Consider the following 18,846-nt stretch of genomic DNA (forward strand, 5'->3'; position numbering starts at 1 on the left):
TCGTCATGGCCGGAGCAGAAACGCTCCGGCCTCTGATGAAGAGGTCTCAGGCGAGAAGGTAGAACACCGTCGCCGCGACACAGACCGTCACAGGCAGTGTCAGCAACCAAGCCATCACGATCTTGCTCAGCATCTTTTTGTTGATGCCCGATCCCGCAGCCACCATCGTTCCGGCCACGCCGGATGTGATGATATGCGTCGTGGACACCGGAAGGCCGGTATAACCCGCCGTCATGATCAGGCCTGCACCCACGACCTCCGAAGCTGCGCCCTGTGCAGGCGTCAGATGCGTCGTTCCAATGCCTTCACCCAGCGTCCGGACGATGCGCTTGTAGCCGACCATCGTTCCGATCCCGAGGCAGAGCGCGCTCAGAAGACGGACCCAGCCCGGAGCGTATTCAACAGTCGGACGCAGTTCGGATGCGAGGCGGGAAGCCTGCTTCTTCTCGGCATCGGACGCAGCCGGATTGGCGGCAACGGACCGCAGACCCGACAGAACCTGATACACATCGCCACGCAGTTCAGCCGGCACCTCTGAAGGGCCATCCGTCTGGGACAGGCGATTGATCGACGCGATGGCATCTTCCTTGAAAGAATACCGGTCATACTGCGTCACAAGCGGCAGGGCCTGCTGTGCGTCCTGACGGATCTGCTGGATGCTGACAGGAGCAGCCGGGTTCAGGGCGAAAGTTGCGGGCATGATGCCAATGATCGTCAGCATGATCAGGCCGATGCTCTTCTGACCATCATTGCTGCCATGCGAAAAGCTGACGAGCGTGCATGTCAGAACCAGAACGCCGCGTACGATCGGGTTCGGCTTCTGCTCAGGCGTCGGCGCCTTGTACATTTCCGGCATCTTCACGAGCGAACGGATGAGGAAATACAGCAGAAGCGCGCCCACAAAACCCAGCAAAGGCGACACGGCCAAGGCACGAAGAACTTTCCAAATCTGGCTCCAATCCACGCTGTGCCCCAGTTCGCGGGCGTGAACGAAGGAGTCACCAATCGCAATGCCGACCAGCGAACCGATCACGCAATGGGAGGAGGAGTTCGGGATCCCGAACCACCATGTCATCAGGTTCCAGGCCAGAGCCGTGCCGAAAAGAGCCACCAGCATCGGAACAGCCGGATTGCCGCTTGGAGGCGAAAGCACATCCGGCGGGAGAAGCTCTACCAGCGCGTAAGCAACTGAAATGCCACCCAGAATCACGCCCAAGAGGTTCATCAACCCAGACCAGACCACTGCGACAGTCGGTTTGAGCGAATTGGTATAGATGACAGTTGCAACAGCATTGGCCGTGTCATGAAAGCCATTGGCAAATTCAAAGACGCAGACCAGAACAAAGCAGAGGCATAGCGCAACAAGCGATACTGCCGAGGAAGGGTCAAAGTGAAGCATAAATCCCGGATTCCGTTATTCTGCCTCCTGCCTTAATCCATTTAATAAATTTTTAGTTATGACGTTTCTGCTTTTCACAAAACCTTCACAGTCATAATCTGAAACACAACAATATACGGCCCTACTTTCAGCAGCAGAGTTCCAAGTCAGGGCACAAGGGCTTTCACCAGCGCCTTGAGGGCTTTCTGTGCGGCCTTCGACCCCCATTCCCGCAACAATTCACGCGCCTGTGGCTGCTTCGAGAGTGCTTCAGGCGTTTCCCGGATCGGCGGCATGGCGCTGACATGATCCTTGATGTCGGGCGGAAGTGCCGGGAAAGGATCAATATTCACTAACTGCGTCAGCAGCGCCACGCTCGTAATACGGCAGGTCGGACGATGGGTGTTCAGACACACATACGCCCCCGTGCCATTAACTGCGGGATCGTAAATCGCCTTCCACGTCACGGCAGGAACCGGAATACGGCCCTTTCCGATCGTCTGCATCTCATCCGGATCGTAACCCGGCCCTGTCACAACGAAGATTTCGCCTTCCTGTCGCGCCCAGCCCCTGACAGCACTTTCAACGCCTTCCCACGGGCCACGATTCAGCTCTGCTGTCTGCGGGACGATATTGGACAGCAGGAATGATTCCTGCTGCGCCGTCAGGCCTGCTTCATCGCCACTGGGAGTCATATGCCCCCGGTCATAGCCTGACGCCCGGTAATCGCTCAGAGTAGCGCGCATACTGAGGGGAAGACGCTCATCAGCAAAAAAATTGCCCTGCCGCCGCGTGCGATCCGCAATTTCCAGATTTTCTTCCGTCAAATCCTCGGCTGACCAGAGCGGCCCTTTGGTCGCTTCCGAAACAAGAACGGCATACCCGGAGTTACAGAGCTGAACGGTGCCGATCCGCGCCGTTTCCCGCAGGATGGCCGGAGGCTGCCCTTCTGCGAACAGGTCCGGACATGTCTCCGCTCTGGCCGACATGGAAAACATCAGGGAGAGAATGGGAAGAGACAGAAAATATTTCAAAAGCGGCCGGTCTCATGACGTCAGTTCCGGGAGCGGCCGGTGTTAATGAATCAGGACGCTCCGCGCAACTGACTGATTTTTCAATTTCTTTTCATGACACACTCAATCAGATGGATTGCTCCATCATCCTCCAGAACAACCGGCTCTTCACCTCCAAACAGTTTCCCGTTCTCTCGAATCTCCAACACGCCTCGGCTGATCCGATCCGGATTGCTCACCTCAATCCGATAGGTGGCTGTCTTCCAGCGCAGCATTACTTCAAAGCCCGGCCATTCCGGCGGAATGCAGGGCGAAAGAAACATTTTGCCGTCTTCGATCCGCACACCGAGCAGAACTTCCATTCCCACGCGCTGCATCCATCCTGCCGAGCCCGTATACCACGACCACCCGCCACGCCCGACATGCGGTGCTGCGGAATAAACATCAGCCGCCACGACATACGGCTCCAGCCTGTAACGCCCGGCTGCCGCCTCGTTCCGGGCGTGATGGACCGGATTGATGGTGGCAAACATCGCATGGGCCGTAGCGCCGTCTCCCAGCAGGGCCGTTGCCATGACGGTCCAGAGCGCCGCATGGGTATACTGACCGCCATTTTCCCGAACACCGGGCGGATAACCACGTATATAACCCGGGTCAGGTTCGGATTTATCGAAGGGCGGGGTCAGGACCATGATGATGCCGTCGTCCAGCCGCACAAGCTGCTCCCGCACCGCCTGCATGGCTACACGGGCGCGCTCAGGGTCTCCGATCCCGGAAATCACGGCCCAGGACTGTGCGATCGCATCAATCCGCCCTTCCCGGTTGAGATGACTGCCCAGCGGCGACCCGTCATCAAAATAGGCCCGGCAGTACCACTCCCCGTCCCAGGCGTTCTCCAGCCCGGTCTTGAGTTCCTCAAGCGCTCGGTTCCATTTCTCCAGACGGCTCTGATCGCCCCGCGCTTCCGCATGGGGGATAAACGCTTTCAGCGCCGAGGACAGGAACCAACCAAGCCACACGCTTTCTCCCCGACCGGCTTCGCCGACACGATTCATCCCGTCATTCCAGTCGCCGGTGCCCATGAGAGGCAGGCCATGAGCGCCCCATGTCAGACTGTGGTCGAGCGCTAAAGCACAATGTTCGTAAAGCGAAGCCCGCTGTTCCGTCATTGACGGCTGAAGGAAGCGTTCGTGCTCGTCATTGGCCAGAACAGGAGCGTCGAGGAAGGACAACTCCTCATCCAGAACGCTCCGATCGCCGCTAACCCGCACATACTGTGCCACCGTAAAAGCCAGCCATGCGCAGTCGTCGGAAATGCGCGTCCGCACGCCATTGCCTTTCTGGGGCAGCCACCAGTGCTGAACATCGCCCTCCAAAAACTGACGCGATGCCGCGCGCAGCAGATGCTCCCGGACCAGTTCAGGCGCGGAGGTTACAAGCGACATCCCGTCCTGAAGCTGATCACGGAACCCGTACGCACCGCTCGCCTGATAGAACCCGGCCCGCGACCAGATGCGGCTCGACAGGGACTGATACAGCAACCACCCGTTGAGCATGATGTCCATCGCCCGATCCGGAGTGCGGACCTGAATAGCGTCCGTAACAGAACGCCAACTCTGTTTCATGTCCTCCAGAACACTATCGAGATCCGCAGGCCGGTATTGCGCAATCAGTTTGCGGGCGTGCTCGATATTCTGTCCCTGCCCCAGAAGGAAGACGATGTCCGTCTCCTCCCCCGGCGCTAGAGTGATGACCGTCTGCAAGGCAACGCAAGGATCGACGCCCGCGCCAACAAGACCCGGAAGATCGGCTCCCCGGACAATCGCACGAGGGGCGGACAGACTTCCGTAACGTCCAAGAAATGCTGTCCGATCATCCATGAAGGAGGTCTGACGCCCACCGAAATCTGCAAATGCCACACGATCGCCGAACGTATCTCCCCATACATTCCTGGCGAATATGGCACCGGTTTCTGCATCGGTTTCCGAGAATACAAAGGGTGCCGCAGACATCCGTGAGCGCCCGAGAACCCATTCCACATAGGCCGTTGCGCGCAGAGTCCGCGTCCGGGAGGTCTGATTCACCAGACGCAACCTTGAAATCCTGATCGGGTCTTCCCGTGGCACATACTGCACCATCGTACTAGCAATGCCGTCCGCGACACGCTCGAACCGACTGTAACCGCGACCGTGATACGCAACATGAACCGCCGTTTCATCAGGGCAGACTGCCGCCACAGGCGACCAGAAAACCCGGCTCTCCTCATCGCACAGATAAAAAGCCTCTCCCGGCGGATTGCTGACCGGGTCGTTGCTCCAGGGCGTCAGCTGGTTCTCACGGCTATTTTCAGACCATGTATAGCTGCTGCCTTCCGCTGAGACCTGAAACCCGAAATGTGGATTTGAGATCACGTTGATCCACGGCGCCGGCGTGGTGCGACGTCCCTGCAGAATCACGGCATATTCCGTCCCCTCCGCCGTAAATCCTCCATATCCATTTGAAAGTTCAAGTTCCGGGAGGGCTGGAGCCTCGCCCGTAGCCCTGTAAGGCCGGAAGAACGTTTCCTTCCCCAAACCCGCCCTGTCCTGCCGGATCGTTTCCGCACGGGTGATCTGGTATTGTAGGCTCCCTCCCTTTCCGGGGAGGACCACACGCGCAGCGGAGAACAGAAGCTCCTTCACCACACCGGACATCAGGCTGCCCCGCAGCAGATGGACGCCCCCAGCCCCGCCGCCCACCGAGGACGATCTGACGAGCGTTTCGAGCGCCTGCTGAAGATCCTGTGCATAAGATGTCGGATGTTCGTTCAGGATGACCACATCCACGGCCAGCGCCTTGATCCGGAAATATTCCTGCGCCCTGAGCACCGTGCGGGCAAGCTCGAAGTCCTCGCTTTCACTCACGACAAGCAGCAGGATCGGCAGATCGCCCGACAGACCCTGACCCCACAGATCGGTTTGCCGCCCTGCTCCTCGTTTGATCCGCTCAGGAGAGGCCCGTAATGTCGGGCCTGCATAGAGCAGGAACCCTGCCAGCTTCTGGAACAGATCCGCTTGAGTGGGGCGAATGTCCAGATGCCGCAACTGAACCTGTGCATGTGTCCAGGCCAGCGTCAGAGCACGGTCGAGATCTGCTGCATCCTGATGCCGCTCAATGCTGTCCATCAGCGCCGCCCGCGTCGAGGCCACGATCGTCCAGAACGACACCCGACGGGTGGTCCGCGGCGGGAGCGCCAGCCTGCACCGCACAGCGAAGGCCGCATCCAGCACCGTACCGGTACTACCGGAAAGTTCCGAAGCTCCCTGCAACGCAAGAGGTGCCCGAAGATCGCGACCCCGGCCCACAAACCGTGCGCGGTCCGTCTCGATGGAGAGGGTTCCACCTCCGACCACCAGACAGGCAGCCCAGATTTCCTGCTCCCCCGGACTGCGACGACGGCGCGTGGCGATAATAGCGCGCTGCGAGGGAAGATATTCCGTCTGCACGAACATTCGAGCGAAAGCGGGATGGGCAAGGTCCGTCTCAGGCGGGCACAGCGCCAGTTCGACATAAGACGTCACTTCGATCTCAACAGTCGCCAGACCTGTATTTCGGACGGAAACCCGACGCAGTTCCGCATCATCTTCCGCAGAGACCAGCACATCCATCGTCGTCGTCAGTTCGCCATCTTGCCGCAGATAGGTGGCACGGTCCTCACGGAACTCGACGCTGCACTGGTCCGCCGGAACCCCACAGGGCTGGAAACCGGCGGACCACACACGGCCACGTCCGATGTCGCGGAGATAGACATACGATCCCCAGTTATCGAGCGTCCCATCTTCACGCCAGCGCGTCACCGCCTGCCCGTTCCAGCGACTGTAGCCGGAGCCTGCAGCGGTCAGCATGACGCTGTAGTGGCCATTGGAGAGAAGATGCGTGACGGGAGGCGCCTCCACATCCAGCGTGATCTGACGCCCACCGGGAGCCTGTCCCGTAGAGGCCGGTGGTGGGAGCAGTTTCTCTTCCTTCAGCGGACGCGTTATGGCCCCGCCGATCGGCGCGCGTTCCTGAAGCAGAAGTTCGGCGGCCCCCATCATAGGCTCCGCATGAAACCGCCTGCGCATGATTCCATCCAGAATCGTATCGGCAAACGCCAGAATGGACATGCCCTGATGATGCGCCATGTAAGAGCGGATGATCGCAGGATTTTCTCCGGGCCGCAGACGCTCTTTCGTATAGTCCAGAGCCTCGTAGAACCCGAACGCTCCTTGTGCTCCGAGGGCCTCCAGACGGGTGAAATTCGCCACGGCCTTGCGGGCATTCACCATAGTGGCCAGCGCCGTCGCATAAGGGGCGATCACGAGGTTCTGGGCAAGCCCCCGCTTCATCCCAAGACCCGGCACGCCGAAATTGGAATACTGGTAATTATAGTCCAGATCCCGTGCGTTATAAGCGGATTCCGAGATGCCCCAGGGCGTTTCGCGCGCCTGTCCATATTCGATCTGACGCCTGACGATCTGTCGGCTGGTCCCTTCCAGAAGACTGTCGAACGGTGCCGCCATAACCAGAGACGGCATAAGATATTCGAACATGGAGCCTGACCACGACACAAGCGCCTCGCCCCGCGCGACGGCGGCAACAGGCCGCCCGAGCCGGAACCAGTCCCGGGCAGGAACATCGCCTTTCGCAATCGCAAAGAACGAAGCGAGCCGCGCCTCAGACGCAAGCAGATCGTAGCAGTTGTCGTCGAGAACGCCGTCATTGACGACATACCCGATCGACAGCAACCCGCGCTCGCGGTTGCGAAGGAAGCCGAACTCCATATCAAGCGCCATGGTCCGGGCCTGCTCCGCCAGTTCCCGCAACAATCTAGCTGTCTGAAGTCCAGTAGTGCCGTCTCTCTGATCGCTGCGAATAGCGTTCTGGGCAGCCTGCAACCAAAACAGGACACTCTCGGCCCCTCCTGCCAGAATGATATCCCTGTCAGCCGTTTTCTGTCCCCTTGTTCCGTTCAGGGACTGCACTGCTTCTCCCGCACGCGCGACAAGAGCCATCAGTTTTTGTTCGACGAAAATCTGACCGGCAGCATTTTCCAGCAACTCATGCAGCAACGACCGGATATCCTGCGCGATGCCGCTCGTGCGCAAGGCATTGCCACTAGCCGCCAGTTCCTCCTGCGCCAGAGCCAGAGCGTCCTGAACACCCTGCCTCCAGCCGTCAGGCGAACGGCCCTTATGCTCCCATTCCATAAAGGTCCGGCCCAGCGTGATCAGATGGCCCGCCAGATTGCCGCTATCCACGGTCGAGACATACACTGGCGCAAGAACGGAAAGGTCTTCCGTGCTGTACCAGTTATAGAAATGGCCGCGATACTTTGGCAGGCGTGCCATCGTCGCAAGCGTTTCTTGCACCCGCTCCACGGCTTCCGCCATGCCGATCCAGCCAAAATCATGCGCGGCAACAACGCACAGGAGATACAGTCCCATATTCGTGGGCGACGTTCTGCGTGCGAGCAGGGCGGCGGGCTCTTCCTGAAAATTGTCAGGCGGGAGGAAATGATCCGATTCTGTGACGAAGGTTTCGAAATACTTCCATGTCCTCCGTCCTTGAAGGCGCAAAACAGCCGTCTCGTCCGCTGTTGCCTCAAGCCTGCGGGCAGAAACACTGTACTGGCTCGCCTTCCACGCGAAGACCGGCGACAGCATCCAGACACAGGCAAATGGCAGCATCACAAGCCACACAAGGGGCGCCATCAGAGGCATCAGAACAAAGGCAAAAGCGCCGAGAAGGATGGCTCCTCCCATCTGGCGCACATATCCCATCAGGCTTTCCCGCGGCGCCTCGGCAGCCTGCGCCGCCGTTACCCATTGCAGAAGATGCCTGCGCGTGACGAACACCCTTGCAAGCGTTCGGACGATCGCATCGCCCATCAGGCAGGCCTGATCGGCCAGAAACACCAGACAGAGCGCGGTGGTCAGGACAGTCCGCTTCAGGTCTGTGCCGAGCAAGGCCAGATAACTGTCAAGCGTCTCTCCCTGCCGGACGCGAAACGCGTCAATCACCAGCGGCAGAGTGGCTGGAATGGCAACGGTTGCGACAATGCACATCGTCCAGACGAAGGCATCATGTCCTCCCAGCATCCATCCTGCGAACAGGGCTGCGACGGCCATGGGTGCGGACAGACTACGCCTCAGGTTATCCAGCATTTTCCAGCGCGCGATACCCGTCATGGGCGTTGAGCGTCTACCGATCGTCGGAAGCCACCCCATCCATGAAAAAATCCATGGCAGTAGCTGCCAGTCCCCCCGTGCCCACCGGTGCAGACGGGATGCCGAAACCAGATAGTCCGTCGGAAATTCTTCAATGACCTCTATATCGGTCACAAGCCCGGCGCGGGCGAAGACGCCTTCAAACAGATCGTGACTCAGCAGCGTTCCCTCAGGCACCCGTCCGTCCAACGCAGCCTCGAAGGCATCGATGTCGTAGATTCCTTTCCCGGCAAACGACCCTTCTGAAAACATGTCCTGATACAGATCCGACACAGCGGCGGTGTAGGGCTCGATTCCGTTCGGGCTGGAAAAAACCCTCTGAAACAGTGTGCTGCTTCGCGCCTTAGGCAGCGAAGGTGTGACACGTGGTTGAAGGATGCCGTAGCCCTCCACGACAGCCCCGCGTTCCGGGTCGAAACTCGCCCTGTTCAGAGGATGCCCCAGTTTGCCGACCAGACGCCGGACCACCTCGTAAGGCAGGCGCGTGTCGCTATCGAGCGTTACGACATATCGCACGCCTTCTGGAATCCGCTGCCCCGAAAGCGGCATGAAACTCGTATCCTGCGCCCCACGCAGAAGACGGTTCAGTTCATGCAGCTTGCCACGCTTACGTTCCCAGCCAATCCATTTCCCTTCGCCTTCAGACCATTTTCTACGACGATGGAGCAGCAGGAAACGGTTCGGAGCACCATCAACGGCCCCGTCGGTCCGTCCATAGATCCGGTTCAGTCGCTCAATGCCCTGTACGGCCTGCTCCAGCAGGTCTTCATCCCCTGCGCGGTGTTCGGAAGACCAATCCGTCCAGTCCGTCAAAAGCGCAAAAAAGATATCTCCGTCACGGCTGGCGAGATAATGTTTTTCAAGCCGATCAACCATTTCCCCGACAGCCTGCCGGTGCGTCAGAAGGGTCGGCACCACGACCATCGTCCTCAGTTCCGCCGGGATACCCTGTTTGAGTTCAAGCGCCGGAAGTTCTGAAACCGTAATAGCCCACATCAGAAAACGGTTCATTCCGGAAACCACGGCATCGGATGCCGGGATGAATCCCAAAATGAGCAGAAGCAGGAATGCCCGTCCCGGTAGATAGTCGTTCATGAGCGACAGAAACGCAGCCAGCAGCAGAAGTGTCAGAAGCGTAACGGCAATACTGTAGCCGGTAATCCCAAGCTGACGGCTGATCTTCCCGACCTGAACCCGCAGCGGCGCGCGAAATCCCAGTTCCTGCTCAAGAGCGGAACGCCCCTCCGCAATCAGGTAATATCCGGGATCAGCACGCCGTGGCTCCGCAGATTGCTCGACACGGGCATTCTGCGCTTTTGCAACTGCCAGACTGGCAATATCGCACTCTGTAAACCGCGATCCTTTAGCGAGTTTTTCAACAGCCCGGCAGTAGAGGTGGCGCGTCGTCAGATCCATCCCGGCAAATTCGCCATGAGCCGCCAATATTCTACTGACAAGACTGACATCCTCGACCAGATCGTTCCAGTCGGTCGTCGTCATCAACCGGATACTGTTGATAATGTTACGAATTGTCGCGTTCAGGCCGCCCTGTTCCTGCATTTCCTCATGAACGAGCGTCTCCAGATCCGTTCCTTTTTCCTGGAGCACGCCATCAAGCCAAAGAAAAGCAGGGTCTTTCTGCGGATCATGCCCCCGTAGACGATGGGCGAACTGAACAAGAAAAGCGCGCGAGAGCGTGTGGATCTCAACCCCAGCGAGAAGCTGCATAATCTGCGGACCATTGACGCCCCTGTTTTCCGTCAGCGCATCGACAAGAGTATCGGCCCTCTCCCGCGCCTTCAGGTCAGCGCTGATTTTTTGTGAAATACGCCGCAGGTTTTCAATCAAAACGATACGAATATTGATCGGAACGGCCCAGAGTTCCCGGATCAGCAGAGGCTGGGTCTTCTGGTAGGTTTCCAGAAACTCGCGGATCGTTTCTGAGCTGATATGACTGTCCGTATGCGCCACCAGCGCCCATGCGATTTCGAAAACGCGGGGTAGTCCGGCAAACGCGCCATCCACAAGTTTGGGGAGGTCACGGTAATATCCGACAGGCAGCTCAATCTTGATGGTCTGGATCTGCATATCCATGAGATAATAGTTGTCGATCAGCCATTCAGCGGCAGGCGTCAGCTGCTTTCCCTGCTCCGATGCGTGGGACAGGACAATATTGGCGTCCTGCAACACCCGCGCATTGTCGTTCAGACGAGCAATGAGCGGGCTGCCATGAGTACCAGACCCGATCCGGGCATGGGAGACTGCCAGACTGTAAGCATGCGTGCGCATCCGTTCCAGACCGAACAGGTCTGCCCGAATGGGGTTTTCGTTCGCCCAGCAGCTACGCGAATGCGCGTTGGCTTTCAGCGCGCCGGGGAGATAAGAGGACACCGATGCGAGTGATGCCCGAAGTCTAAACATTTGTGTTCTGATCGACATCTTTACCATCCCCATCTCCGGAAAAGGAGACTCATCCAGACGCCTGAAACCGGATTGAGAAAGCTGTCTTCAGCAACAGGTTCTTGTTATTTCTTTTATGACTGATCACGTTTCCTTGCTGTTAAGGAAACGCCTGGTAAAAACTGCCAATGTTTGAGAGCGTTATTAGCGATACTTCAGAACTACCCGACTGCGGAGATGACAAAACATTGCATGATACGAAAAGAAAACGATCCGCGGTCACGACCTTCCGACTTCTCGCAAGCGCCTTGGTAAGTGCCGCGTTAACCGGAACTTTACCTTCCGCGAAAGCGGCGTCGCCAGAAATCCTCCCGCTCGCTCATGCCGAGTTGGAAAAGGGGTCTCATGTCACGCTTTCTGCACGGGGCGTTGTCGCGTCGCTGGACGTCAGACACACGACAAAATGCAATGTGCCGATCGTCTGGGGCGATATGGATTCCAGCCCGGCGTCCCCTTGCAGCATGGCTTTCCTGACACTCCGCACGCCCGGAGATACGCTGGCACAGGCGTCTTCTTTTCCCCTGACACCCTATGGGACGGAAGATGACGGCATGGCGCAGCTCAGAATGTCTTTTAGACAGCTGGACGCGTCGACCCCTTTCCCACAAGTCATGGTCTCGGCTTATACGGGGGGTGCGCATTGCTGCTCCCTTACGTCCATTTTCGATCTGCGTTCCAAAGGGCAATGGCAGCACCTCGAACTGGGAGCGATGGACGGTGATGGTGAGCCGCAGATCGTGGATATCGTCGGAAATGGACAGCAGGAAATCCTGACCTTCGATCAGTCCTTCCTCTATACTTTCGCCTCCCATGCCGGTTCTGAATCACCTGTTGTAATTTCGCGTTATCATGATGGTGTTCTGGAAAATGTGACACGCGATCCGGTCTATCGGGACTATCTTGCCAAAGATCTGGCTGACAGACGCCGCAGCTGGACACGATCCGGTCGTTTCGAGCCGAATGGTTTTCTGGCCTATGAGGTCGCGACTATGGCCAATCTGGGCAAATTCTCCGAAGGGTGGCGCGATATGCTGGCTCATGCGCAATCCACAAAAGAGGCCGGATCTGGCCTGTCTTTATGTGATCTCAAACCCGCCGCAGAAAAACAGAATGGTCATGGCTGTTCTGCCAAAGAAAAAGAACTGCTTCCATTTCCCGAGGCCCTCTCGGCCTTTCTTGTCCAAACCGGTTACATAACGCCGGAACAGGCTGCTTCGGTTCGAGGAGATCAGGGTTCGACGAACGTGCCTCCTTCACCAACGGAATCCGCCCCCCAGAAGCCGGTGTCTTCGTCATCCGCTGTTGCCCAGCCCACGACAACGGATTCCGATACCGCCGTTTCTGACAAATCAACCAAATCCGGCTCCCTATTTCCTATCCTCTTAGGTCTCGGGCTGGTTCTTTATCTTCTCCCGATCCTGATCGCGTACAAACGCGACACTGTCGATCAGCGAAAAATCGCGATGGTGGCGGTCCTGCTGGGCTGGACGATCATCGGTTGGGTCGCAGCTCTTTTCATGGCCCTCACGCTGCAGTCACGTAAGGCATAGACAAACGATCAGTTTCTGCTCCGAGCCTCTCGCAGCGTCATGGTTCCGACACGCTGTGAGAGGTAAATGCCGGTCTTTCCCGAAAAAGCGCAGGCCACGAAACATCCGATCGCGAAATAGGCGATATCCGCGGCACCAAACAGCTCCACCCCCATTAGGGTACAGGCCAGAGGCGTGTTCGCAGCCCCGGCAAAGACCGACACGAACCCCACAGCGGCGAGCAGGTCCACCGGCATGTGCAGCGCATGGGCCAGAGCATTGCCCGAGGCGGCACCCAGAAAAAACAGTGGCGTGACTTCCCCGCCCTTGAACCCACTCGCCAGAACGGTGACCGTAAAAACGAGTTTCCAGAACCAGGACCAGGGATAGAATGCAGGCCCGAAAAAGCTGACAATGGACGCTCCACCGGGTTCTGCGGGAAGAACGCCCAGCCCAAGATAATCCCTATTCCCAACGACCATCACCAGAAGAATGGTCGCAATCCCGCCAATGGCCGGACGCAGCCATGATCTCGGACAGACTGTTTTCATAACTGCCGCCAGACGATGCACGCTCTCCGCGAATATCCAACTCAGGAGACCAAAAACAACAGCCGCACCGGCAACCTTCGCAGCCAGCACAGGATTGACGTGCCAGAGCATACCGTCGGCACTCAGTGTTCCCTGAAACATCAGAGGGTAGAAAACGTGATGCACTCCCCAGGCGCGACAGGACCAGTCCGCAATGATGGAAGACATGGCTGCGGGCAAAAGAAACCGATAGTTGAGCCTGCCCAAAGTCAAAACTTCCAGAGCGAAAACCGCTCCTGCAACGGGGGTTCCGAAGACGGAACCAAATCCGGCGGCAATGCCACAAACCAGCAGGGCGCAGCGTTCTGAAGAGCGAAGTCTGAACAGCCGCGCTGTCGCACTCGCCAGACTGCCTCCAACCTGTATGGCGGTCCCTTCCCGCCCGACAGACGCGCCGAAAAGATGGCTCACAACTGTCGCGATCAGCACGAAGGGCGCCATACGGAGTTGAACTCCGGCCCCCGGCTCGTGGATTTCGTCCACGATCAGGTTCGCCCCGCCTTCCACATCCCGTCCGAACCAGAAATACCACAAGCCGACCGCCACCCCAGCCAGAGGAAGGCCGAACAGCAGAACCGGATGAGCGATCCTGCAAGCAGTTACGACGTCCAGAAGCCACAGAAATAGCGCGCAGACGCTGCCGATACACACCGACAGCATGATGAGGACAGCACCCATCCGGCAATAATCGAGAATACTGGAAAAACGGAATTGGTTCTGAACGTCGTTCATGACGGACGCATGTCTCCTGCCTTGTGCCCCAGAGGGCGCTGGACAGGAATCATCAGCTTCCGGACGAAGCGGTTCGACCATGAATGGTCAGGCAGAATCCATTGCCTTCAGGCAGGAAAATAGCCCTTCCGCCCCTAATCTGTCAAGAGCTCCGTTCGGCTGGCAGATGACAAGGTTTTAAGGGGACGCCACTTTCCAGCATGACAGGGGTATGCCACCGTAACTGTAACAAAAACGAACGGCCTGATCCGTTCTTCTGTCCGACTGATTTTAAGGAGCTGCATATCATGCGTCGCCTTCTGGTTCTTACCACCCTTCTCGCAGGGCTGCCCTTCACGGTTGCAGCGCATGCCGAAGGAACCTTCTCCTTCGCCACAACACCGGGGCAGCTTCCCAAAACCGTTGTGCCGACGGATTACGTCATTGATCTGACGACCGACATGGATCATCTGACCCTTCAGGGTGACGAAATCATCCGGATCGAAGTCCAGACCCCGACTGCGGATATCACGCTCAATCAGGCGGGTCTCAAACTGGCGAGCGCCCTGCTCGACAACTCCGAGAAAGCCGTCATACATCAGGATGACGCCGCAGAAACGGTCACATTGCACTTCCCGGCCCCCGTTCCGGCTGGCGTTCATACACTGGCCATCAAGTATTCCGGTCCGATCCTGAAGACGCCCAACGGCATTTACGTTGACGACTATACAGACCCCAAGGGCAAGCCTCAGCGGATGCTTGTCACACAGTTCGAAGTCGCTGATGCCCGCCGCATGTTCCCCGGATGGGACGAACCGGCCTTCAAGGCCACATATCAGCTGAACGTGACGCTCCCGTTTGAATATGCCGCCGTGAGCAACATGCCGATCATCGGCACGACACAGCAGGATGAAAAGACAAAGCGCGTCTCCTTCACCGCGACCCCGCGCATGTCGAGCTATCTGCTGGCACTGGTAGCGGGCGACATGGCCTCCGTCGATGGTAAGGCAGACGGCACACCTCTGCGCGTCTTTGCACCGACCGGCCTTGAAAATCAGGGCACCTACGCTCTGGGTGCTGCCGAAAAGATCCTGCCTTATTACAACGATTATTTCGGCATCAAATACCCACTGCCGAAAATGGATATGCTGGCCATCCCCGGCAACTATCAGGCCGGTGCGATGGAGAACTGGGGCGCGCTGACCTATATCGACAACGTCCTACTGTTCGACCCGAAGAACAGCACGCCCCGCACCCGCGAACTGATCTATGAAGTCGTCGCACACGAAATGGCGCATCAGTGGTCCGGCGATCTGGTGACTATGGGCTGGTGGGACAATATCTGGCTGAACGAAGGTTTTGCGTCGTGGATGGAAATCAAGGCGACGGACAAGATGAACCCGGAATGGGACATCTGGCCGCGCCAGCACGAAACCCGCGAAAGCACGATGGCAACGGACGCCCTGTCCACCACCCATCCGATCCAGCAGACCATCCACAATGTGAGCGAAGCCAATTCCGCCTTTGACGGCATCAGCTATGGCAAGGGCGAGCTTGTCATCCGCATGATGGAAGGCTGGCTTGGCGAAGACCATTTCCGCGACGGAATGCGCGCCTACATGAAGGCCCATGCTTACGGAAATGCCACCAGTCAGGACCTCTGGAACGCCCTGTCACAGGCCTCAGGTCAGGATGTCGGCAAGGTGGCCCGCAGCTTCACTGAACAGCCTGGCATCCCGCAGGTCAATGTCGCGGCGGTCTGCCAGAACGGCCAGACAACCTACACTCTGACGCAGAGCCGTTTCACGATCCACGATCCCAATGCGAAAGCCCTGACCTGGAACATTCCGGTTGTTGCAGGCGGTCCGGGACTTGAGACCAAAAAGCTGGTCCTCGGTGCTGAGCCCGTAACCTTCACCCTGCCCCACTGCAACGCCCCCCTCAAGCTCGATCTGGGCGAGAGCGGCTATTACCGCGTGCATTACGACGATGTTGCTTTCGCACCGATCGCCGCCTCGATTTCAAAATTTGCGCCGGTGGATCGCGCCAATATTCTTGGTGATCAATTCGCCCAGTTCCGGGCCGGTCATGGCAACCTGTCCTCCTATTTCGATCTCGTGGACCGACTGACGGCTGCGCATGAGAGCGACATCGCCACGCTTGAGGAGATCATCGGCAAGCTGGAAACGCTTGATACCTATGAAATCAACAGCCCGGACCGCGCGGCATTCCAGGCCTACGCTCGCAGCCGCCTCGCTCCCGTGCTGAAGCGTTTGGGCTGGGACCAGAAGCCACATGAAAGCGTGCTGGACACCATGCTCCGTCCGTCCGTGATTTCGGCTCTTGGGAACTTCAACGATCCCGCAGTCCTTGCAGAAGCCAAGCGCCGTTTCGCGGCATGGCTCAAAAACCCGGCCTCCCTGCGCCCCGATCTGGTCGGTACGGTCTCGGCTCTGGCGATGAAGCATGCCGATGCTGCAACCTATGACATCATGGCAAAGAAGGTCCGCGATACGCAGGCCACGGAAGTCAAACTGCGTCTGTTCCAAGCTCTTGCCAACGCCACGGACCCCGATCTGATCCGTCGCAACGTTGAACTGGCCTATAGCGGCGCTATCCCGAACGGTCGTATTTCAATGGCCCTGTCATCGATCGCCTCTGCCAGCGAAAACCCGGATCTCGTCTGGAAGCTCGTTCGCCAGCATGAAGCCGAAATCCGTACACATCTCGCCCCTTGGTCACAGGACGGGTTCCTGCCAGCCATCGCAGCCCATTCCAACAATCCGGATATTCTCGCCGAACTGCAGAAAGACCCGTCTTCCAGTATGACAACCGGTGCAAAAATCGCCACGGCCCATGCAGTCAATGCCGTTTCAGCCCGCAAGGAAGCCGTTCAGGCAGCCCAGAGCCAGATCCACGACTGGCTTGCCACTCACACTCACTAACACTCCAACGAGGCGGAAAAGATCCGCCTCGTCCCTGTCCGGGGCGGTAAAACTGCTATAGACGTGACTCTCTTGTTTTACCCGCCACCGGACCATCCTGCCCCATGCTTCAGATCGAAAGCCTTGTCTTCAACGCCTGGGGACGACAGTTCTTCAATCGTGCAAGCGCGAACCTTCCCAACCCATCCAAGGTTTCGCTGGTTGGCCGGAATGGCGTCGGAAAATCCACGCTTTTCAAACTCATCAAAGGCGAGCTTCAGCCGGATTCTGGCGAAATCGTCATCCCACGTGCTGCCCGTGTCGCAACAGTGGATCAGGAACATCCCGCCACCCCCATCAGCCTGATCGATACGATCCTCGCAGCCGATACGGAACGCGCGACCCTCATGGCAGAGCTGGAAACAGCCGATCCTGAGCGGATGGGCGATATCTGGATGCGCCTGATCGAAATCGATGCGGACAGTGCGCCCTCCCGCGCGGCAGAAATCCTGAATGGTCTGGGCTTCTCCACGGCAGACCTCGACCGTCCGATGGCCGAATTCTCGGGTGGCTGGCGAATGCGCGTGGCCCTCGCCGCTGCCCTCTTTGCCGAACCCGATCTGCTGCTGCTCGATGAGCCGACGAACTATCTCGATCTCGAAGGCGCCTTATGGCTGGAAGCGCGCCTCGCCCGCTATCCCCATTCCGCGCTCATCATCAGCCATGACCGCGAACTCCTGAACAATTCCGTAGACTTCACGCTGCACGTCACGGAAGGCAAGCTGGAACTCTATACCGGCGGCTACGACGATTTCGAGCGTCAGCGTGCCGAGAAGATCCGCCTGCAGAGTGCCACACGCGCCAAACAGGAAGCAGAACGCGCGCATCTTCAATCCTTCGTGGACCGCTTCAAAGCGTCGGCCGCAAAGGCCGCGCAGGCCCAGAGTCGCGTCAAGCGCCTCGCCAAACTGGCTCCTATCGAAACCACGATCGAAGCCTCCGTCTCACCATTTCTTCTCCCATCTCCTGCCCGCCCACTCGCACCGCCTTTGATCCGGCTAGAAAACGTCGAGGTCGGCTACGGAGACGACCCCGCCATCCTGCGTGACCTGAACCTCAGACTGGACGTGGATGATCGCATCGGTCTGTTAGGCGTTAACGGTGCCGGCAAATCCACTTTCGCGAAGATGATCGCAGGTGCCCTTGAAGTCCGCTCTGGTGAAGTCTCGCGCTCTCCCCGCATTGAGGTGGGCTGGTTCCATCAGCACCAGATCGAGGCGCTCGACCCCGAACAGACCCCACTCGACATCATGCGTGAGGCCCGCCCGACAGACAGCGATCAGTCTCACCGCTCCCGTCTGGCCCAATTCGGCATCCACTTCGAAAAACAGGGTACCAAGGTTGAAGCCCTGTCTGGCGGCGAGCGTGCCCGCCTGCTGCTGAACATGGTGGCCATGGCTGCTCCGCACCTGCTGATCCTTGATGAACCAACCAACCATCTGGACATCGACAGCCGACGCGCCCTCCTGGATGCACTGAACAGCTACGAGGGCGCAGTCATTCTCATCACCCATGACCGTTCTCTTATGGAGCTGGTCGCGGACCGTCTCTGGCTTGCGGCAGACAATCAGATCGTGCCTTTCGATGGTGATATGGACGACTACGCTAAATTCGTAATCGAGCGCGCAAAGGGGGGAACATCTGCTCCATCTCAGAACGCGGCCAAGGAAAAACGGTCAAAGAATAAGAAAAACAAGAATAAATAAATATTCTATTTATTTTATTTAAAAATTATATGGTATTTCCCAAGACATCCATAGTGGAGAGATAAATAATCTTTCCACTATAAAAACAATACCTCAAATCAAGAAATGGTAATAAATTAGCTTATAGTCGGATCGTCGAGCTTTTGAGCATTTCTGAACAGCATTATCAACGGAAAAGTCCTCATCGCGGAGGCAGCCATAAAATCAAAACATAATCAATCGCCCGA

7 protein-coding genes and 1 riboswitch are annotated in these 18,846 nt (G+C 57.9%); of the genes, 3 read left to right on the top strand and 4 right to left on the bottom strand.

Features of this window, described 5'->3' with window-relative positions:
* Nucleotides 1-46: 46 nt before the first annotated feature.
* The 3 genes from HKD28_RS13665 to HKD28_RS13675 form a co-directional block, all read right to left on the bottom strand.
* Entirely contained in the window at nucleotides 47-1,399 is a 1,353-nt protein-coding gene (locus HKD28_RS13665; protein ID WP_194268787.1) for an inorganic phosphate transporter, read from the bottom strand.
* 146 nt (nucleotides 1,400-1,545) lie between these two features.
* Nucleotides 1,546-2,367, bottom strand: coding sequence for a DNA/RNA non-specific endonuclease (locus HKD28_RS13670; protein WP_235993485.1), 822 nt, complete (start codon nucleotides 2,365-2,367; stop codon nucleotides 1,546-1,548).
* Between the two features lie 125 nt (nucleotides 2,368-2,492).
* Nucleotides 2,493-11,030, bottom strand: coding sequence for a GH36-type glycosyl hydrolase domain-containing protein (locus HKD28_RS13675; RefSeq protein ID WP_328750632.1), 8,538 nt, complete (start codon nucleotides 11,028-11,030; stop codon nucleotides 2,493-2,495).
* 257 nt (nucleotides 11,031-11,287) lie between these two features.
* Between HKD28_RS13675 and HKD28_RS13680 the strand changes: the two genes are divergently transcribed.
* Entirely contained in the window at nucleotides 11,288-12,649 is a 1,362-nt protein-coding gene (locus HKD28_RS13680; RefSeq protein ID WP_194268789.1) for a superinfection immunity protein, read from the top strand.
* An 8-nt stretch (nucleotides 12,650-12,657) separates the two neighbouring features.
* Here the strand turns inward: HKD28_RS13680 and HKD28_RS13685 are convergent, their stop codons facing one another.
* Nucleotides 12,658-13,950: a voltage-gated chloride channel family protein gene (locus HKD28_RS13685; protein WP_194268790.1), complete on the bottom strand. Its 1,293-nt coding sequence runs from the start codon at nucleotides 13,948-13,950 to the stop codon at nucleotides 12,658-12,660.
* 36 nt (nucleotides 13,951-13,986) lie between these two features.
* A riboswitch (Fluoride riboswitch) is annotated at nucleotides 13,987-14,065 on the bottom strand.
* A gap of 172 nt (nucleotides 14,066-14,237) precedes the next feature.
* Here HKD28_RS13685 and HKD28_RS13690 point away from each other — a divergent pair.
* Both HKD28_RS13690 and HKD28_RS13695 read left to right on the top strand, forming a co-directional pair.
* Nucleotides 14,238-16,874: a M1 family metallopeptidase gene (locus HKD28_RS13690; protein WP_207729006.1), complete on the top strand. Its 2,637-nt coding sequence runs from the start codon at nucleotides 14,238-14,240 to the stop codon at nucleotides 16,872-16,874.
* Between the two features lie 104 nt (nucleotides 16,875-16,978).
* Nucleotides 16,979-18,619 (top strand): ABC-F family ATP-binding cassette domain-containing protein, encoded by a 1,641-nt coding sequence (locus tag HKD28_RS13695; RefSeq protein WP_194268791.1) that lies wholly within the window; start codon nucleotides 16,979-16,981, stop codon nucleotides 18,617-18,619.
* The last annotated feature ends 227 nt before the right edge of the window (nucleotides 18,620-18,846 follow it).

The sequence above is a fragment of the Gluconobacter cadivus genome (assembly GCF_015244745.1).
GTDB lineage: Bacteria > Pseudomonadota > Alphaproteobacteria > Acetobacterales > Acetobacteraceae > Gluconobacter > Gluconobacter cadivus.